The organism is Nitrosomonas sp. Nm58 (assembly GCF_900107335.1).
Lineage (GTDB): Bacteria > Pseudomonadota > Gammaproteobacteria > Burkholderiales > Nitrosomonadaceae > Nitrosomonas.
In genome coordinates, this window is the sequence record NZ_FNPQ01000035.1 from 1 (window position 1) to 14,077 (window position 14,077).

General features: G+C 44.2%; 14 protein-coding genes and 3 pseudogenes. 8 read left to right on the forward strand and 9 right to left on the reverse strand.

Going from position 1 to position 14,077, the window contains the following annotated elements; translation table 11 throughout:
* The coding region (locus tag BLW34_RS11550; protein ID WP_090579709.1) for a lysozyme family protein at nucleotides 1–321 on the forward strand (321 nt) is incomplete at its 5' end.
* 35 nt (nucleotides 322–356) lie between these two features.
* On the opposite strand, the gene BLW34_RS17440 is transcribed toward BLW34_RS11550, so the two are convergent.
* Entirely contained in the window at nucleotides 357–557 is a 201-nt protein-coding gene (locus tag BLW34_RS17440; RefSeq protein WP_143037919.1) for a P-loop NTPase fold protein, read from the reverse strand.
* A 34-nt stretch (nucleotides 558–591) separates the two neighbouring features.
* Nucleotides 592–1,281: a VIT1/CCC1 transporter family protein gene (locus BLW34_RS11555; protein ID WP_090579710.1), complete on the reverse strand. Its 690-nt coding sequence runs from the start codon at nucleotides 1,279–1,281 to the stop codon at nucleotides 592–594.
* 175 nt (nucleotides 1,282–1,456) lie between these two features.
* Between BLW34_RS11555 and BLW34_RS11560 the strand changes: the two genes are divergently transcribed.
* From BLW34_RS11560 to BLW34_RS11580, 5 genes are all read left to right on the forward strand, one after another.
* Nucleotides 1,457–2,167, forward strand: a complete 711-nt coding sequence (locus BLW34_RS11560; protein ID WP_090579711.1) for a carbonic anhydrase — start codon at nucleotides 1,457–1,459, stop codon at nucleotides 2,165–2,167.
* A gap of 4 nt (nucleotides 2,168–2,171) precedes the next feature.
* Entirely contained in the window at nucleotides 2,172–2,741 is a 570-nt protein-coding gene (locus BLW34_RS11565; RefSeq protein ID WP_090579752.1) for a hypothetical protein, read from the forward strand.
* A gap of 270 nt (nucleotides 2,742–3,011) precedes the next feature.
* Nucleotides 3,012–3,650 carry an SRPBCC family protein gene (locus BLW34_RS11570; protein WP_090579712.1) on the forward strand — a complete coding sequence of 213 codons (639 nt, stop codon included), beginning with the start codon at nucleotides 3,012–3,014 and terminating at the stop codon, nucleotides 3,648–3,650.
* Between the two features lie 202 nt (nucleotides 3,651–3,852).
* Nucleotides 3,853–5,394 carry a hypothetical protein gene (locus BLW34_RS11575; protein ID WP_090579714.1) on the forward strand — a complete coding sequence of 514 codons (1,542 nt, stop codon included), beginning with the start codon at nucleotides 3,853–3,855 and terminating at the stop codon, nucleotides 5,392–5,394.
* A gap of 3 nt (nucleotides 5,395–5,397) precedes the next feature.
* A complete protein-coding gene (locus tag BLW34_RS11580; protein ID WP_090579717.1) occupies nucleotides 5,398–6,039 on the forward strand; it encodes a DUF3047 domain-containing protein in 642 nt (213 codons plus the stop codon).
* Between the two features lie 78 nt (nucleotides 6,040–6,117).
* Here the strand turns inward: BLW34_RS11580 and BLW34_RS11585 are convergent.
* From BLW34_RS11585 to BLW34_RS11595, 3 genes and pseudogenes are all read right to left on the reverse strand, one after another.
* Nucleotides 6,118–6,461, reverse strand: a pseudogene (locus BLW34_RS11585) (transposase); the annotation flags it as partial.
* 16 nt (nucleotides 6,462–6,477) lie between these two features.
* Nucleotides 6,478–7,217, reverse strand: a pseudogene (locus BLW34_RS11590) (transposase); the annotation flags it as partial.
* A gap of 13 nt (nucleotides 7,218–7,230) precedes the next feature.
* Nucleotides 7,231–8,949, reverse strand: a complete 1,719-nt coding sequence (locus BLW34_RS11595) for a TIR domain-containing protein (RefSeq protein WP_090579720.1) — start codon at nucleotides 8,947–8,949, stop codon at nucleotides 7,231–7,233.
* Nucleotides 8,950–10,248: 1,299 nt separating this feature from the next.
* On the opposite strand from BLW34_RS11595, the gene BLW34_RS11605 reads away from it, so the two are divergent.
* Complete coding sequence (locus tag BLW34_RS11605) at nucleotides 10,249–10,776, forward strand: histidine phosphatase family protein (RefSeq protein WP_090579724.1); 528 nt, start codon at nucleotides 10,249–10,251, stop codon at nucleotides 10,774–10,776.
* A gap of 24 nt (nucleotides 10,777–10,800) precedes the next feature.
* Here the strand turns inward: BLW34_RS11605 and BLW34_RS11610 are convergent, their stop codons facing one another.
* The 3 genes and pseudogenes from BLW34_RS11610 to BLW34_RS11615 form a co-directional block, all read right to left on the reverse strand.
* Nucleotides 10,801–11,292 (reverse strand): HugZ family pyridoxamine 5'-phosphate oxidase, encoded by a 492-nt coding sequence (locus BLW34_RS11610; RefSeq protein WP_090579725.1) that lies wholly within the window; start codon nucleotides 11,290–11,292, stop codon nucleotides 10,801–10,803.
* Nucleotides 11,293–11,451: 159 nt separating this feature from the next.
* Entirely contained in the window at nucleotides 11,452–11,694 is a 243-nt protein-coding gene (locus BLW34_RS15690; RefSeq protein ID WP_143037920.1) for a hypothetical protein, read from the reverse strand.
* Between the two features lie 331 nt (nucleotides 11,695–12,025).
* A pseudogene (locus BLW34_RS11615) lies at nucleotides 12,026–12,424 on the reverse strand (transposase); the annotation flags it as partial.
* 92 nt (nucleotides 12,425–12,516) lie between these two features.
* Here BLW34_RS11615 and BLW34_RS11620 point away from each other — a divergent pair.
* Nucleotides 12,517–13,374, forward strand: a complete 858-nt coding sequence (locus BLW34_RS11620; RefSeq protein WP_090579726.1) for a KPN_02809 family neutral zinc metallopeptidase — start codon at nucleotides 12,517–12,519, stop codon at nucleotides 13,372–13,374.
* A 374-nt stretch (nucleotides 13,375–13,748) separates the two neighbouring features.
* On the opposite strand, the gene BLW34_RS16540 is transcribed toward BLW34_RS11620, so the two are convergent.
* The gene (locus tag BLW34_RS16540) at nucleotides 13,749–13,988 is read right to left on the reverse strand and encodes a DUF4143 domain-containing protein (protein WP_218138847.1); all 240 of its coding nucleotides are present in this window, start codon (nucleotides 13,986–13,988) and stop codon (nucleotides 13,749–13,751) included.
* Nucleotides 13,989–14,077 lie beyond the last annotated feature (89 nt).

The window sequence follows — 14,077 nt, forward strand, 5'->3', positions numbered from 1 at the left end:
AGTAATGGTACTCACGATGTTGGCTCGATGCAGTTTAATACCGCGTATCTTCAAGATTTATCCAAATATGGCATTACGCCTGATCATGTAGCAAAACCGGGTTGTTATGCCTATGATCTGGCTGCATGGCGAGTGCGCTTACATATCAAAAATGATAAAGGCGATATCTGGACAAAAGCGGCGAATTATCATTCTCGGACTCCAAAATATAACGTCAAGTATCGTGCCGATTTGATTGCCAAAGCTACTAAATGGGCTGACTGGCTAGAAAATCGCTTTATCACGGAAAACAATAAAATGCCTGGCGTTTATACGGATTAAGTGGTCGCGATAGGAATGCCGGTTACCCGGCATTCCTATCGCGACCTTTTGGGTAGGCACCTGTCCAAGTCATCGACGAAAACCACAAACCCGATGCCCAACTCATCGAGCAGATCCTCTAATGCTTCCCGGGGCGATTCAGTTTTTGGAGGGTTTAGGGTTCTGTCACATTGACGGAGTACTAAGGTAGGCTGATTTTGATATAGGTTCAAAATAAAAAATAGTGAAGCCAACATCACTTAAAATTGCTTCATAAAAGCCAATTTCTTATCATACAGCTACACCAAATAATCTTCCTACTGCCGCAGTTAAACTCATTGCGAGAGCTCCCCAGAATGTAACTCTGATAGCACCGATAGACATAGTTGCTCCTCCTGCGAGTGCGGCAAGACTACCCAAAGATGCCAGAAATATGAGTGACGATACCGCAACTACGGGTATGAGCTGGGTGCTTGACACATTCCATGCGATCAATAATGGTAACGCAGCGCCAATAGTAAATGTACCCGCAGAGAAAAATGCTGCTTGCATGGGACGGGCTCTAACACTTTCTGCTAAACCTAGCTCATCTTTTGCATGTGCTCCTAATGCATCATGCGCCATTAGCTGTTCTGCCACTTGTTTTGCCAAATTTGAATCAAGCCCTCTTTCTTCATATATATTTGCAAGTTCCTGCAGCTCAAATCCGTAATCATCGCTTAATGACTTTCTCTCAAGTTCAAGATCTGCCTTTTCTGTGTCTGATTGAGAGCTTACCGATACATATTCGCCTGCAGCCATAGACATTGCGCCGGCAACTAAGCCAGCAACTCCAGCAAGAAGTATGTCTGTATGCGCGGCATGCGCCGCTGCAACACCTATAACAAGACTTGCAGTTGAAACGATACCATCATTTGCACCGAGAACGGCAGCGCGTAACCATCCTATACGATGTGATCTATGTATTTCGTGGTGACTCATATCGTTGTGCTTATAGTTATCAATAATTAATGGTATCAATGAATCTGAATTTTGTTAGTATGAAATTGTATTGATCATATTTCTTTATTGTGTTTTCCAAGCCTGACTATATAACGAAAATAGAAATCATTGAAAGCCTCTAAATTACGTTTTAATCAAGTGGAGATTGCATGCAATGCAAAAGCTTAGCTTTAACGTTCTACTTACATTCCTGTTTAATACAAGCAGCTTAATGGCTCAATCTCCGGTGCCAGTGAACAAAAGCGAGAAAAACCAAGTTAGAGAAATTGTTCGGCATGTTATAGAATCTAATGATGAATTTGTTAAGAAATTGCCACCGGGTTATTTCACTGAACTTATTCACGGGCAAAAACCTATAGCAACGATGGTGACCTGCGCTGACTCCCGATTACACACACATGCACTTGATATCCACCCTGACGGAGACCTTTTTTTGGTTCGTAATATTGGCAATCAAGTTTCAACCGCTGAAGGATCGATTGAATATGGTATTCGTCATCTGCATACCCCAGTATTATTTATTATAGGACACTCATCTTGTGGAGCCGTTGAAGCTGCCATGTCAAAGCCTGCACATCTTGAGCCTTCAATTTGGCGTGAATTAGATACGATCAAGGTTGCTGGCAATAAATCTGATGATCATGCACAGGTTAAGGAAAGTGTTGAGTCAAATGTGAATCATCAGGTCTCGACCGCCTTAAAGAAATATGCAACAGAAGTCAAAGAAGGCCATTTGACTATCATTGGAGGTGTTTATGATTTTCGCAACGACTACTCTCAAGGCAGTGGTCGTCTTGTCTTGATTAACGTTAATGGAGAAACAAACCTGGCGGAAATTCAGAAAATGCAAATGGTTAATGATTAATGCCATGCAACAGTCACTTAAAAATATCCGCAACATCCTCATTTACACATTTGTTATCTCACTGATTTCCATGGCGTATTTTATTTACGCCTACTCGGTTCACCCGATTCCTGAAGAACGGGAAACATTCCTAACCGAGATCGGTGAAGGTTTTGGTAAAGCTGGTTTGGCACTATTAGTATTTATTTATTTCCGCACCTTTTTGAAACTGCTGTTAGGTCAAGGAAAATTGGCACAACGCCTGCTCCCAGACTATACATCACCAATCGATTCATCCTACGTCAATCGATTATTAACATGGATGAATCGCACGCATATTTATTTCGGTATCGCTGCTGTAGCGATCATTCTGCTGCATATTTCAATGATGGGATTTTCGCGCTACAGTCACATCCTTTTCTTTCCTGCCTTGCTGGCTTTGGTTGTCTGGCAGGGAATCTTTGGCCTGTTTCTGACTTTGTATTACACACCAGCTGAACTAAAGAAATTTTCTCATTTGGTGCATGCACAGTTTATCACCGGCATTGCCATTGGCGCTTTTGCTTTTTTTGGGCATATATTGATTGATCATTGACAAAGAAGGAATGTATGTCAATGACGGATCAAAAAATTTAAACTTGATGAACCAGAGTGCCTCTTAATTCAGGCAACCATCTGTCCAAATTGGTTTGATGACATATAATTTTCAAATCAGCGTCAACGCTTGGATTTCTCTGTGAGCTTAATGGCAAATTTATACTTGTAATGCATTTTTTTAGGTAATTTGCTCAAAGTTAGAAATTATATGCAACTCATTGTTCATTCTGGATATTGATGCAATGGATATCTAAGGAAGAGGGCTGGCATGGTTAAAACAAACATTAGGGTACTTTTGGGGATGCTCTGTCTGGTCTCCACTCTGGGCCTTGCCGCTATACCTGATTTTGGATCAAATGGTCTCAAAGATCTGGATATCCAACAAACAAAACTACTGGCTAATGGTGAAATTGTCTTTACCATTACCAATTTGGCCACACAAGAACACTCTGGATCGATCGAGGCCGCCGTTATTTTTAATCAAACCCCTGAACAGACTTGGAACTTGCTTTCCCGCGCTGAAGATCAAGTTAAATACCTCAGAGAGCTCGAAGAGGTCAAAGTCATTGCCAAGAGTCCTTTGCATGACACGATCGAGTTCAAGGTAAGGTTCGCATTCTTGACCTTTATCTACCGCGCGAACCTTACCTTTGATAAAGTGGGTCTTAATTTCTTTTGGAGCCTGGATCCAAGGTTCAACAATGACCTGGTAGAACTGCGCGGCTTTTGGCGTTTCTATCCGTATGATCAGGGTAAAACACTGGCACGCTACGGCTGCATAATTTCTTCGAAGAATATCCCAACCTTTATCGAAAATATGTTCAAGAAAGGCATCATCGCACGTTCGCTGGTTAGCATGAAAAAGTATGTCGATTCAGGCGGCAAGGATGTTCTGCCCAATATTTAGCTCTAACTGAATAGAGAATTACTGCATAGAAATTAGTACCATCATTGTATCAGCTTGAGTTGGTTAAACTTCATTGAATCAAACAGTAATATAAATTAGCACTATATTCAATGCATATTACTGTATTTAATTTGATACAGAATATATTTTCTTCAATGTCGATGAAATCGATAGCCAGCGGTAGCATACTGAGGGTGAATCTATGGATAGTTTCAACAATTCAATCCGTATTACTTTGACCGGGACAGAAATAACCCTTGTCTTTAGCATGTTGTTTCTGACTGGTTGCATCGCGATGGGAACCAGATCAACTGCACAGGAAGATATTGCTGCGGCAAGCTGCCGAGCTTTATACCAAGAAGTTGATGCTGTGATTGACACTGCGGATGTACGCGATCACGGTTCATCACTGGTTCATGGGTTTCCTTACTTTCGCACGACACGCCTACTGGCTTCGTTCAATCATGAATTAAACGATGAATCGCCACAGTGGTTAGCATGGATTGGTCACATGGCTGATCTTGACGCTCAGGCGCGTGCATTAGAGTTGCGCAACCTACCTCCCTCAGTGTTAGTTCAGAGAAAAGACACTTTGCTTAATGAACTCAACAGGTGTCGCGATTTATTGATAACGATCGATCTTGTGAAGCCGGAGCACCGTGCTCGACTGCGCGATATTGCCCACGTCCCAGATGATTATGTCTCCTGGTGGCAGGCACTTGGTCTTTACCCGCTCACCGCACCCATTGTTGCTGCTGGAATATCTGCGTGGCATAGTAAAACACGTGATATCTTCGCAACACCGCTCGCATTGCTGCCGGTTACTGGCAAACTGGTGCGCTGGAAACCGCTACCCACCGCTATCACTGCAGCAACAGATGCCTCATCACTCAATAACCCCTTCAATGCCCAGGAAATCAGTAGAGTTCTTTATCGCTCACGTGATCCATTGGGAATTCCATTGCCAACGTCTGTTGAACTAGATAAGCTGTTCGACAAGTATGCTCCAGTATGGGAAGTTGATATAGTGGATGAAAATGATCTCATTGGCTTGATACGCTGGGAGAATGGACCAACAGTAGACACTGCTCACCCAACAATTTATCGCAAGCTTTCACACACTCGCTTTGGCAATCAAGTGTTGCTGCAGCTAAATTACATTGTTTGGTTTCGAGCACGACCGGGTAGTGACATTTACGCCGGTCAACTCGATGGTATCAACTGGCGAGTAACCCTAGGACCTAATGGTGAGCCATGGCTTTACGATGCCATACATAACTGCGGTTGCTATCACGAATTCTTCCCGAGTCATCAGCTACGCTTGCGTAAAGATCTTCCTTCCTCCTATTTTGAATCGCCACTGCTGCCGCAATCAGCACCCGAGCAACAGCCGCTGGTGCTGCGCATTGCTCACCACACACATTTTATCCAGCGGATTTACCATGACAATGTAGAGAGTGATCAATCATCGGCGATACAGGCGATACAGGCGAGCCATCCGATGCTATCTGAGGATTATGATGTACTGCGCTCTCTGCCTTCTAGTGAAGGGTATCGCAGCTTGTTTGGCAAATATGGCCTGGTTGCCGGAACAGAGCGATTTGAACGTTTTCTTCTATGGCCAATGGGTATCCGCTCGCCAGGTGCAATGCGCCAATGGGGGCGTCATTCCACCGCTTTCAATGGGCGTCGTCACTTTGACGATGCCTTTCTCATCGAATCGCTATTTGAGAGGACACAATAAAAAATGAAGAAGTTTTTATTGTGGATAGCAATCTGCCTGCCAACAATAGCTTGGTCAGGAGATGAACGTGTCGATATTGCCCGCTTTTCACGAGGTGATATGAATGGCTGGCAGAAAAAGTCTTTTTCTGGAGAAACCCGTTATTCTCTGGACAATTCGGATGGACAACTTGCTTTACGTGCTGACAGCAGTGCTACCGCTTCGGGGCGCTATCGTGAGGTAAGCGTCGATCTTAATAAAACTCCTATCCTTAACTGGATATGGAAGGTGGGCGGCATATTGACCGGTAACGATGAGCGCACCCGCGCGGGCGATGATTATCCTGCGCGAGTTTATGTGGTATTTTCTGGTGGCGTGATGTTCTGGCGCACACGCGCCATCAATTACGTGTGGTCGAACCAACAGCCGATCGACAGTCGTTGGCCCAATGCTTTTACCGATCATGCGCACATGATCGCAATAGAATCAGGTTCTGATCGGGTCGGCCAATGGGTCAGCGAACGTCGAGACGTACGTGCCGATTACCGTCGTGCATTCGGTGAAGAACCGGGCCACGTCGATGCTGTGGCCATCATGACTGATACAGACAACACAGGTGCAGTTGCTACCGCATGGTATGGTGATATCTGGTTTGCTGAGAAATAACTCAGAGCCTGTATTCTTTGCAGGGTCAATCAGTTAGTGGAGTTGAGTTGGAGTTGTCCCATTTTGACGGACATTTTTTTACTGAGCCGAGAGAGTTTCGACCTGTGAAAGAGGATTGTAGTTTATCGTGATTTGATTTTCCTCCTTAAGCTTTCTTTCAAAATTGTTGGGTGATAAGTATCCAAGCCCAGAATGCCTGCGGGTTGGGTTATACCAGGACTCGATCCAGGTGAATATGGCCAGCCTTGCTTCGGTTTTATTTTTCCACGAACGCCTGTCGATCAGCTCACATTCCAGACTGGCAAAAAAACTTTCAGCCATTGCATTGTCATAGGCATCGCCTACACTACCCATGGAGGGGCGAACTCCCATATTTCCTTACATCGCTTGCCGAACTCAACGCTGGTGTATTGAGTGCTCTGGATGCCCTTCTAAATGTCAAGCAGCAATTTGAATACTATTGATAAAATTATTACGTTTTTTCAAAATGTAATAAACTTCTCGCGCAATATAGCGTTTAAGGCACCGGAGCGCTTCAAGTTTCGTATGACCCTGTGTTAAACGTTTTTCAACGTATTCTTTAGTTTTATTGTCTGTTCTTAGTCGTCCAATGGCAATAATATGCAGTGCACTATTAGCGGCTCTATCACCGCCGCGATTCAATCTGTGTCTATTGACCTTTCCCGATGAAGCTGGGATCGGACTCACACCGCATAGGGCGGCAAAACTAGCTTCGGATTTTAATCGCTTTGGATTGTCTCCGGCGGTAATGAGTAATTGTGCAGCAGATTCATATCCAATGGCTTTGCTTGAAATTAGCTCGGGAGCAAGTTCATCAACAATGGCGAGATCATGACATCCAAATCCGCGATTTCGTCCTGTAATTCCAAATATCGTCGTGCAAGTGATTTCAGGGCAATCTTGTAAGCAGTCGCAATATCACGATATCCACCCAGATCTGGCCGCCAGGCAGCAAGAGTACGGATTAATTGCATGCGAGTCATTGTACGAAGCAACTCACGAATCGGCTCCGGTGCGGAAATAATATCCATTTGAATCATTTGTAGTGCGATACGACGAGCTGCAATGGCGGTTTTTCTGCATACTTTTAGAACCCGCAATGATTCCACCATACCGTCACGCGTTTTAGGTGTTACTGTGCGTATTCCAGCGAATGCTCCCGCTAGTCCATTATCCTTGGATAATGAAATTTGGAGCAGCTTTATGATCAGGAAATAAATCACTCTTGAGGCTTTCAAATTGTGATGATGCTTTGGTAACAATTAAACGCAAGGTGCCGCGCCTTAACTCATCATCCATGCGGACATAGTTTTGGTAACCTATTAATTCATTGCCGATCAAAACCGCACGATAGGCGGGCTCACTCGAATAGAAGACTCGAATATGCCCCTTCTTATTTTGAGCTCTTTTAACTGCATCCTTTAAATGTTCATTCACGTTCTCAATATGAGATTTTATTTTCAGTGGAGTATCCTGAGAAGGATTCTGAATATGCAGATTTATCTCGAGGCCTAGTCTAAGTGCCTCATCAACCAATCCGGATCCTGTAAATTTGGTTGCAGTCTGGCTTAAGAGCGTAATCTTACCGCAATCAGGCAAGACTGTTAGGCCATCCTTTAGGTGTTCTATCCATTCACTTGGACTATATACTAATCTGACACCTGAATTGTAGCGCGCGTTTCCATAGAGTATAAGTGCTTGCTTGAATTGTTTAATAGCATTCATTCCGTGTGCCTCTGCAGAAGAATAGTGAATATACTCCTGCTCTCCAACCAGCAAACGCTGCTCCATACCTCCTTTCTCGAACACACAGCGTCCAGAATATAATGTAGTGTCATCTATGCATATACCTAAGTGAGGTGGTATATAATCAATGCCATAAGGTCCATTGATGTCTAATTCTATCGAGCATTCCATAGCGAGCTTCGCCCAAGCTTTCTTTCTATCAGCCCAACCAATATCGAAATTTTCCTTGATCATTTTAACATCATCAAAGTCCCTTATCGCCCATAGTATGTGTGAATGCTCGTTCATGTGAAAAAGACTGATTTTCATCTTCTTTTTCTCCTTACGATCTTTAATAAGAGCTGCTTTATCCTCGTTACTATCTGCAAGTTCCCGGAGTGTTTTCGTGATCAATTCAAGTGAGTATTTAAGGGACACGCCCACCAAGATTACCTCTGTCGGTTCAACTTTTTTGATTAGACTTTGTTTTATATGTATCACAATACTGCTACGAGCTTGCAGGCAAGACTCTTCTTTAATTGAAGGCCAAGTTTTTACTATGTATCGCCTTGAAGGAATTATTGCGTACGCATCGGTAATATCCTTTATCGTTTGGTCTATGCGCCTTTCTAAGGCTCTCTCATCCTCAGAGCCAGATTTATAATCCTCAACACGGTTCAAGGCAGCCTCAATTCCTTCTTTTTGGTTAGAAACATTTCTTTTTTTAAAACTGAGGGTATTGAGGGTAGCTTTAAGCGTCCCTTTTATACTCTCTCTTAGTAGATTTGCATTAAAGGGTGATGGATTAAAACAATTGAACCCTTCGAGGATCGGAGCAATTTTGCTCACGTCATCATTGACCACAGGTGGAATAGTAATAATTATTCTCGGCTTTCCCATCGTGATAGTAGCTCCAGCTTCCGATTGGCAATATTTTGACCATTCAAATTCGCGTGAAACTAGTAGAACCACCAACACTGACCGAAAGAGCTCTTCTGCGAGATAATCACGATAGGGTTTATGTGCATGAGCCTTGCTAGAATCACGGCAATAGAAGGAATTTAGTCCCCAAAGTTCGAAAAGTTTGCTAAGGTTTTCCGCTAGCTTCTCCTCGTGCTTTTGGTAGACGATGAAGACTTCGGTAGAGTTAGTATTCTTGTTCATTACAATACGGTATTAATTGGAGATATGTTTATTTCTGGTTTATTCAAAGAAAACAAACCGTGCAACATGCCGGTAAAGATCTCCCCAGATCAACCAATAAAATTAGGGAAACTGCGCATGACTGATAATAAAGTTTTAAAGCTGAATAGGCCAGAGCAGAATGATCCGTTGCAGGAAGTGTTATTGTAAGGCGCACGTAAGATACTTAGTAGCGATTATTGAAACGGAAGTATCTGCCTTTTACTGAGTAGCATAGATTGCTCGAACGGAATGAAGCAGAGATTAGCCTCGATATCAACTCCCCGGCAGACGCGCATCAATGGCAGCTCGGCAATCCCCATATAGAACAGACACCTGCACTGAAGCAGATTGCCAAATCACCAATCTGTCAATATGAAAAACTTCCATTTTCTGGTGACATATGTATCTTTATAAAGGATAAGTAGACGTAGATAGAAGACGACGCGTTTAATGAGGCTACCTGTGAATGCTAGATCCACTTTTGTCTTTCTGCAGAATGAATTGAGCGCTCGCTCATCACAGACTCCCCAGCGACCTACCAAGATGCAAGAAAAATTGATGTTATGCGAACATGCAACCCAAAGTCCGGCGCTCACTCCGCCACCTTAACCGAGGTATTTCAACAATATCTCTATAGAACAACGAGTTATCCATCGATAACTTCCCACTCCTGTCTAATACCAGCGACCGTCGGATTAACACTCCGGCGCTCAGTGGTTTATGCCTACAAAGAGAGGAAGAATTCTAAGCAGTTTTTCTTCTGGCACCGAACCGACTGACTCTAACCGAACCAGAACCGAAACAGAACTACACTGATGGCGGGCCCCTCCTGCCCTTTTTGAGACAAAACATGTAGTTACCATAGTTCCCACCGAACTGATTCCGAGCATCGCCCCAGAAAAACCGAGTGGTGGCAAGCACAGGCGTGAAAAACTGGCAGAAACGACCCAAAATTGCCCATGGTGAGACGCGGGGGAATCGAATGGGGGTATAGGCCAGGCCCGCTCCAAAAGGGCCCCACAGCGGCCAACTATGCGTGTGAGGCGGGCCGACCGGCGCCCGTTAATGCTGCATTGCTATCTTGATTCTGCCGATACATTTATAATTACCTTCATACCACAAAATACAGCAACGATAATTCGGAGAATTCTATCCATTTTCGTAAACCTGGGTACTACACTTCTGTCTTGTTATTTGGTAAATTTTTAATTCTGGTCTAATTTTGTATTCCACTTGGTTTTTAATTTCACAGTCATTTGTTGCGTGGATATTTACCTCATGCGCCATGGGCGTACTAATTATAATGATCTTGGCCTGTGCAACGACGATCCTGGCCGAAACGTCCATTTAACAGAAGTAGGCATGCAACAGGCGCATACGGCAGCACTGACGCTGCGTGATGTAGCATTTGAGCGCATTATAGTTTCTCCTCTGCCGCGCACACACCAAACAGCAGAGGTAATAAATCGCTACCACTCAGTACCAATTGAGGTTCATCCTGATCTTGCCGATATCCGCTCCGGCTTTGATGGCAAACCAGTGTCTGACTATTTTGCAGCGATTGTCCATGATCCGCTACGAAAGCGCGTAAATGACGGCGAATCGTTGCTTGATCACAAGTTGCGTGTATTACGCTTCATCGACTGGCTAAAAGGACAAAAAGATAAAACACTATTGGTAGTCGCACACGAAGATACCATGCGGGTATTTATTGCCTATTTTGAGGGAGGCATTGAGGATGATCAATTGAGGGAAATACATATTGGCAATTGCGAATACCGACATTACAGTTTGAATTGCACTTAAATTTGCCAAGGTTGCAAAAACACTTCAACGTTTCAAGCAATCATTGTCTACATCGATTGCAAAAGCCTGCCCAAAACCAGCAACATATCGTCCGCTTTCCTGACGTAATTCAAATAAATGAAAATCTGGTAAGGTGCATAATACACTGACAACTTTACCAAATCTTTCCTGCAATGCTTGTATCCGCTGCGTGTATGCCTCAGTATTCCGAATTATTTCTTTTACACTGCAATTTAACACGGCTCGCTCGCGTGCAAACAGATTATGAGATTCTGATTCCGGGAAAATAAACATTATTGATGCTTTTGGATTATTCAGTAAATCGACTGTATGGCTCGCCAATTCACTGACATAGATATAATAGAGCCCAGTATCATCGTGCACAAAAGGGGCATAACTGATATTTGGGACACCATCAGTTGAAGCAGTAGAAAGTAATAAGATTTTTTGAGACGCGATTAGTTTTCGATAACGATTGGTAAGCTCATCGAATTCTTGCTGATTTATTTCGCTCATCGGAAAACACGGGCACTTCAACAGTTATAGGACAGACTATTTTATACGTTCGGTTTATAACTGACCAAGTTGTTTTGCTTAATTTCTAAAAAGACTTGCGCAAAGGCGTCGTCACCGAAGATAAGCCTCAGGATTATCACTGGCTACACGAGCGATGGTTCAGGTCAGTGAGAGTAAGCGATAAGGCAAAGTCGTGTTCGGCTTGGGCAAAATAATCTCCACACTATCACCCTTCCAAGGGCCGCCGGGCGCGCGCCGGATGACTACCCCTATGCCAGCCCCGTGACTGCCCCGCAGTAGCCAACTATGCGCGCCTGAGGGGCTAGGTTGCACCCCACCCGCCACCCGAAAACCGCAGCGGCGCGGCGGGTCGAACCGGCCGACTGAACCGGCGCAGTTCAAGGTTCGGCTTTGGACGGTTCTTTGGGCCGCATGGCTTTCTTGATCAAGCTACCATGTCACCTCACGTCTAATCAATATCCATAAGATTTTCTATAATCGGGAAATCATTGCGATTTTAGATTTAAATTGGTTATCTCAGGAAAGCAGATCTCTCACCATAGTCCATGCTTGTCTGCCTCTAGAATCATTTTTGCTTGCTCGTAATAAGGCAAGGAATTCTTTTCTAAATATAAATGTCAATTTGTATTGATTACATGTTCATGCAATATCCTCAGGTTTAGTATCAACCTCTATGTCAAGGGCGCTTGTCGGGGTATAATCAAACCATGTCGAAAGAGCGTTCTACCACCCAGCGTTTCGGCATCACAGAAAACGTGTGCAATTGATTGCGCCGAGCAATCTGCACAGTTGCGCCAATCGTGGTCTTCACTGCTTCAGCGAATGGTTGTCCCACATAAGCACTGTCAGCCAATACACTTTGCACCCTGCCCAGGTTTGGCTTACACCGATCCATTGCCTGCAACGCCCCCTTGCAATCAGTGATCTCCGCCGTAGTTACTGCGATTGCATGGGGTAACCCCTGCGTATCCACCGCAATATGACGCTTGATACCCGAGACCTTCTTGCCCGCGTCATAACCCTTTTGGTTCGCCGTATCCGTGTTCTTCACGCTCTGCGCATCTACGATCAGATATGACGTGTAGGCGTTGCGCCCCTGTCTCATACGGGCCGGTTATTGGGAACCACTTCAATCTATAATTTGAAACATATACTTGAAAACTGCCTAATAACTGCTTGCAACAAATCAGCTGGAGGAAAATTATGCTTTGGAAAACAGGACGTCGTAGTCAAAATGTTGAGGATAGACGCGGAATAAGGATATCCCGAGGAATCGGAGGCGGGAGCATCGGTATCGTCTTATTAGCACTTGCAGCAATATTTTTTGATATTGATCCTCGGATTATTATGCAAGGCAGCGAAATTTTAGGTGGTAGCGAGTATTCCCAAACTCGAACCCAGCCTATTCCCCCGGGCCAGGAAGAGGCTAAGGAATTTATTTCCGTCATTCTTGCTGATACGGAGGATACCTGGAAAACGTTATTTCCTGAGCAACTTAATATAAATTATAGAGAACCTACACTGGTATTATTTAGTGGCGCAGTACAGTCAGCCTGTGGTTTCGCCCAAGCTGCGATGGGGCCCTTTTACTGTCCTTATGATCAGAAAGTCTATATCGATTTGAGCTTTTTTGAAGATATGAAACAATTGGGCGCATCCGGGGATTTTGCTCAAGCCTATGTAATCGCTCATGAGATTGGTCATCATATTCAAACGTTATTGGACATTTCCGAGAAAGTCATTGCAGAGGGAAAATATTTAAATAAGCAGCAACGAAACGCCTTATCGATTCGCCAAGAATTACAGGCAGATTGTTTCGCAGGCGTCTGGGCAAATAATGCTCACCGTGCGCGAAACATACTTGAAAGTGGAGATATAGAGGAAGGGCTGAATGCCGCATCGGCAATCGGTGATGATCGTCTGCAAAAACAATCACAAGGTTATATCGTTCCCGAGTCTTTTACCCACGGAAGCTCAAAACAGAGGGTTCATTGGTTTAAAAAAGGCCTGGAATCGGGGAAAATCAGTGATTGTGACACTTTCTCAACAAATAAACTGTAGCTCAAGAGAAGAAACATTGTTATCTTAATTCAGGCTCGAATCGGGATCCATTCCGTAGAGAGGCATCCCAGCAGCGCATTGACTAATCGGTGTTAAAAACTTTTCGGGTTTTCGAATCCCATGAGTCAGCCTACTTCTTTGGTTGATCACCCTGCTGATCTTTTCCCAAGCACCCGCACTCCTTGATGCTCAATCTCGCCTGTGGCGCCGTAGATGATTGTAGGACGGGTAGCTAAAGGGCCCGCCAATTCGAGCCAGCATCTAAGAATTGTGAAAAAATCCCGATTCAAAATCTGTCCAGATTTAATCTCGATGGGCATCAGCTGTTCACGAGTTTCGATGAGCAGATCCGCCTCGTTGCCGTTGCTGTCGCGTCAGAAATATAAATGCACTGGCTCACCCCGGTTCAGGAAGAGCTGCGCAAGTTCGCTGATAACATAAGTTTCAAATATAGCGCCGCGCAGGGAATGCGCGGCCAGTTGTTCGGGGTCCTGTAGGCCCAGCAACCAGCACATCAGCCCAGTATCGTGGAAATACAGTTTCGGAGCTTTAACAAGACGTTTATTGAAATTTGGAGTTGTCCCCTTTAACGAGAACATAATGTGTCCGTTCAAAGGGGACAACTCCAGAGCTCTCCATCGAGTTTTCATCAGACAATTAGGTAAGGATCGCAATTTTATTGCGAATCATTCTTATTATTATT

Excerpts from the sequence above, each read along its gene's own strand:
- BLW34_RS11580 (WP_090579717.1), top strand. The coding sequence starts at position 5,398 with ATGAAGAAGTTTTTATTGTGGATAGCAATCTGCCTGCCAACAATAGCT.
- BLW34_RS11555 (WP_090579710.1), bottom strand. The coding sequence starts at position 1,281 with ATGAGTCACCACGAAATACATAGATCACATCGTATAGGATGGTTACGC.
- BLW34_RS17440 (WP_143037919.1), bottom strand. The coding sequence starts at position 557 with ATGTTGGCTTCACTATTTTTTATTTTGAACCTATATCAAAATCAGCCT.
- BLW34_RS11610 (WP_090579725.1), bottom strand. The coding sequence starts at position 11,292 with ATGAGCGAAATAAATCAGCAAGAATTCGATGAGCTTACCAATCGTTAT.
- BLW34_RS11605 (WP_090579724.1), top strand. The coding sequence starts at position 10,249 with ATGCGCCATGGGCGTACTAATTATAATGATCTTGGCCTGTGCAACGAC.
- BLW34_RS11595 (WP_090579720.1), bottom strand. The coding sequence starts at position 8,949 with ATGAACAAGAATACTAACTCTACCGAAGTCTTCATCGTCTACCAAAAG.
- BLW34_RS11570 (WP_090579712.1), top strand. The coding sequence starts at position 3,012 with ATGGTTAAAACAAACATTAGGGTACTTTTGGGGATGCTCTGTCTGGTC.
- BLW34_RS11575 (WP_090579714.1), top strand. The coding sequence starts at position 3,853 with ATGGATAGTTTCAACAATTCAATCCGTATTACTTTGACCGGGACAGAA.
- BLW34_RS11565 (WP_090579752.1), top strand. The coding sequence starts at position 2,172 with ATGCAACAGTCACTTAAAAATATCCGCAACATCCTCATTTACACATTT.
- BLW34_RS11620 (WP_090579726.1), top strand. The coding sequence starts at position 12,517 with ATGCTTTGGAAAACAGGACGTCGTAGTCAAAATGTTGAGGATAGACGC.
- BLW34_RS11560 (WP_090579711.1), top strand. The coding sequence starts at position 1,457 with ATGCAAAAGCTTAGCTTTAACGTTCTACTTACATTCCTGTTTAATACA.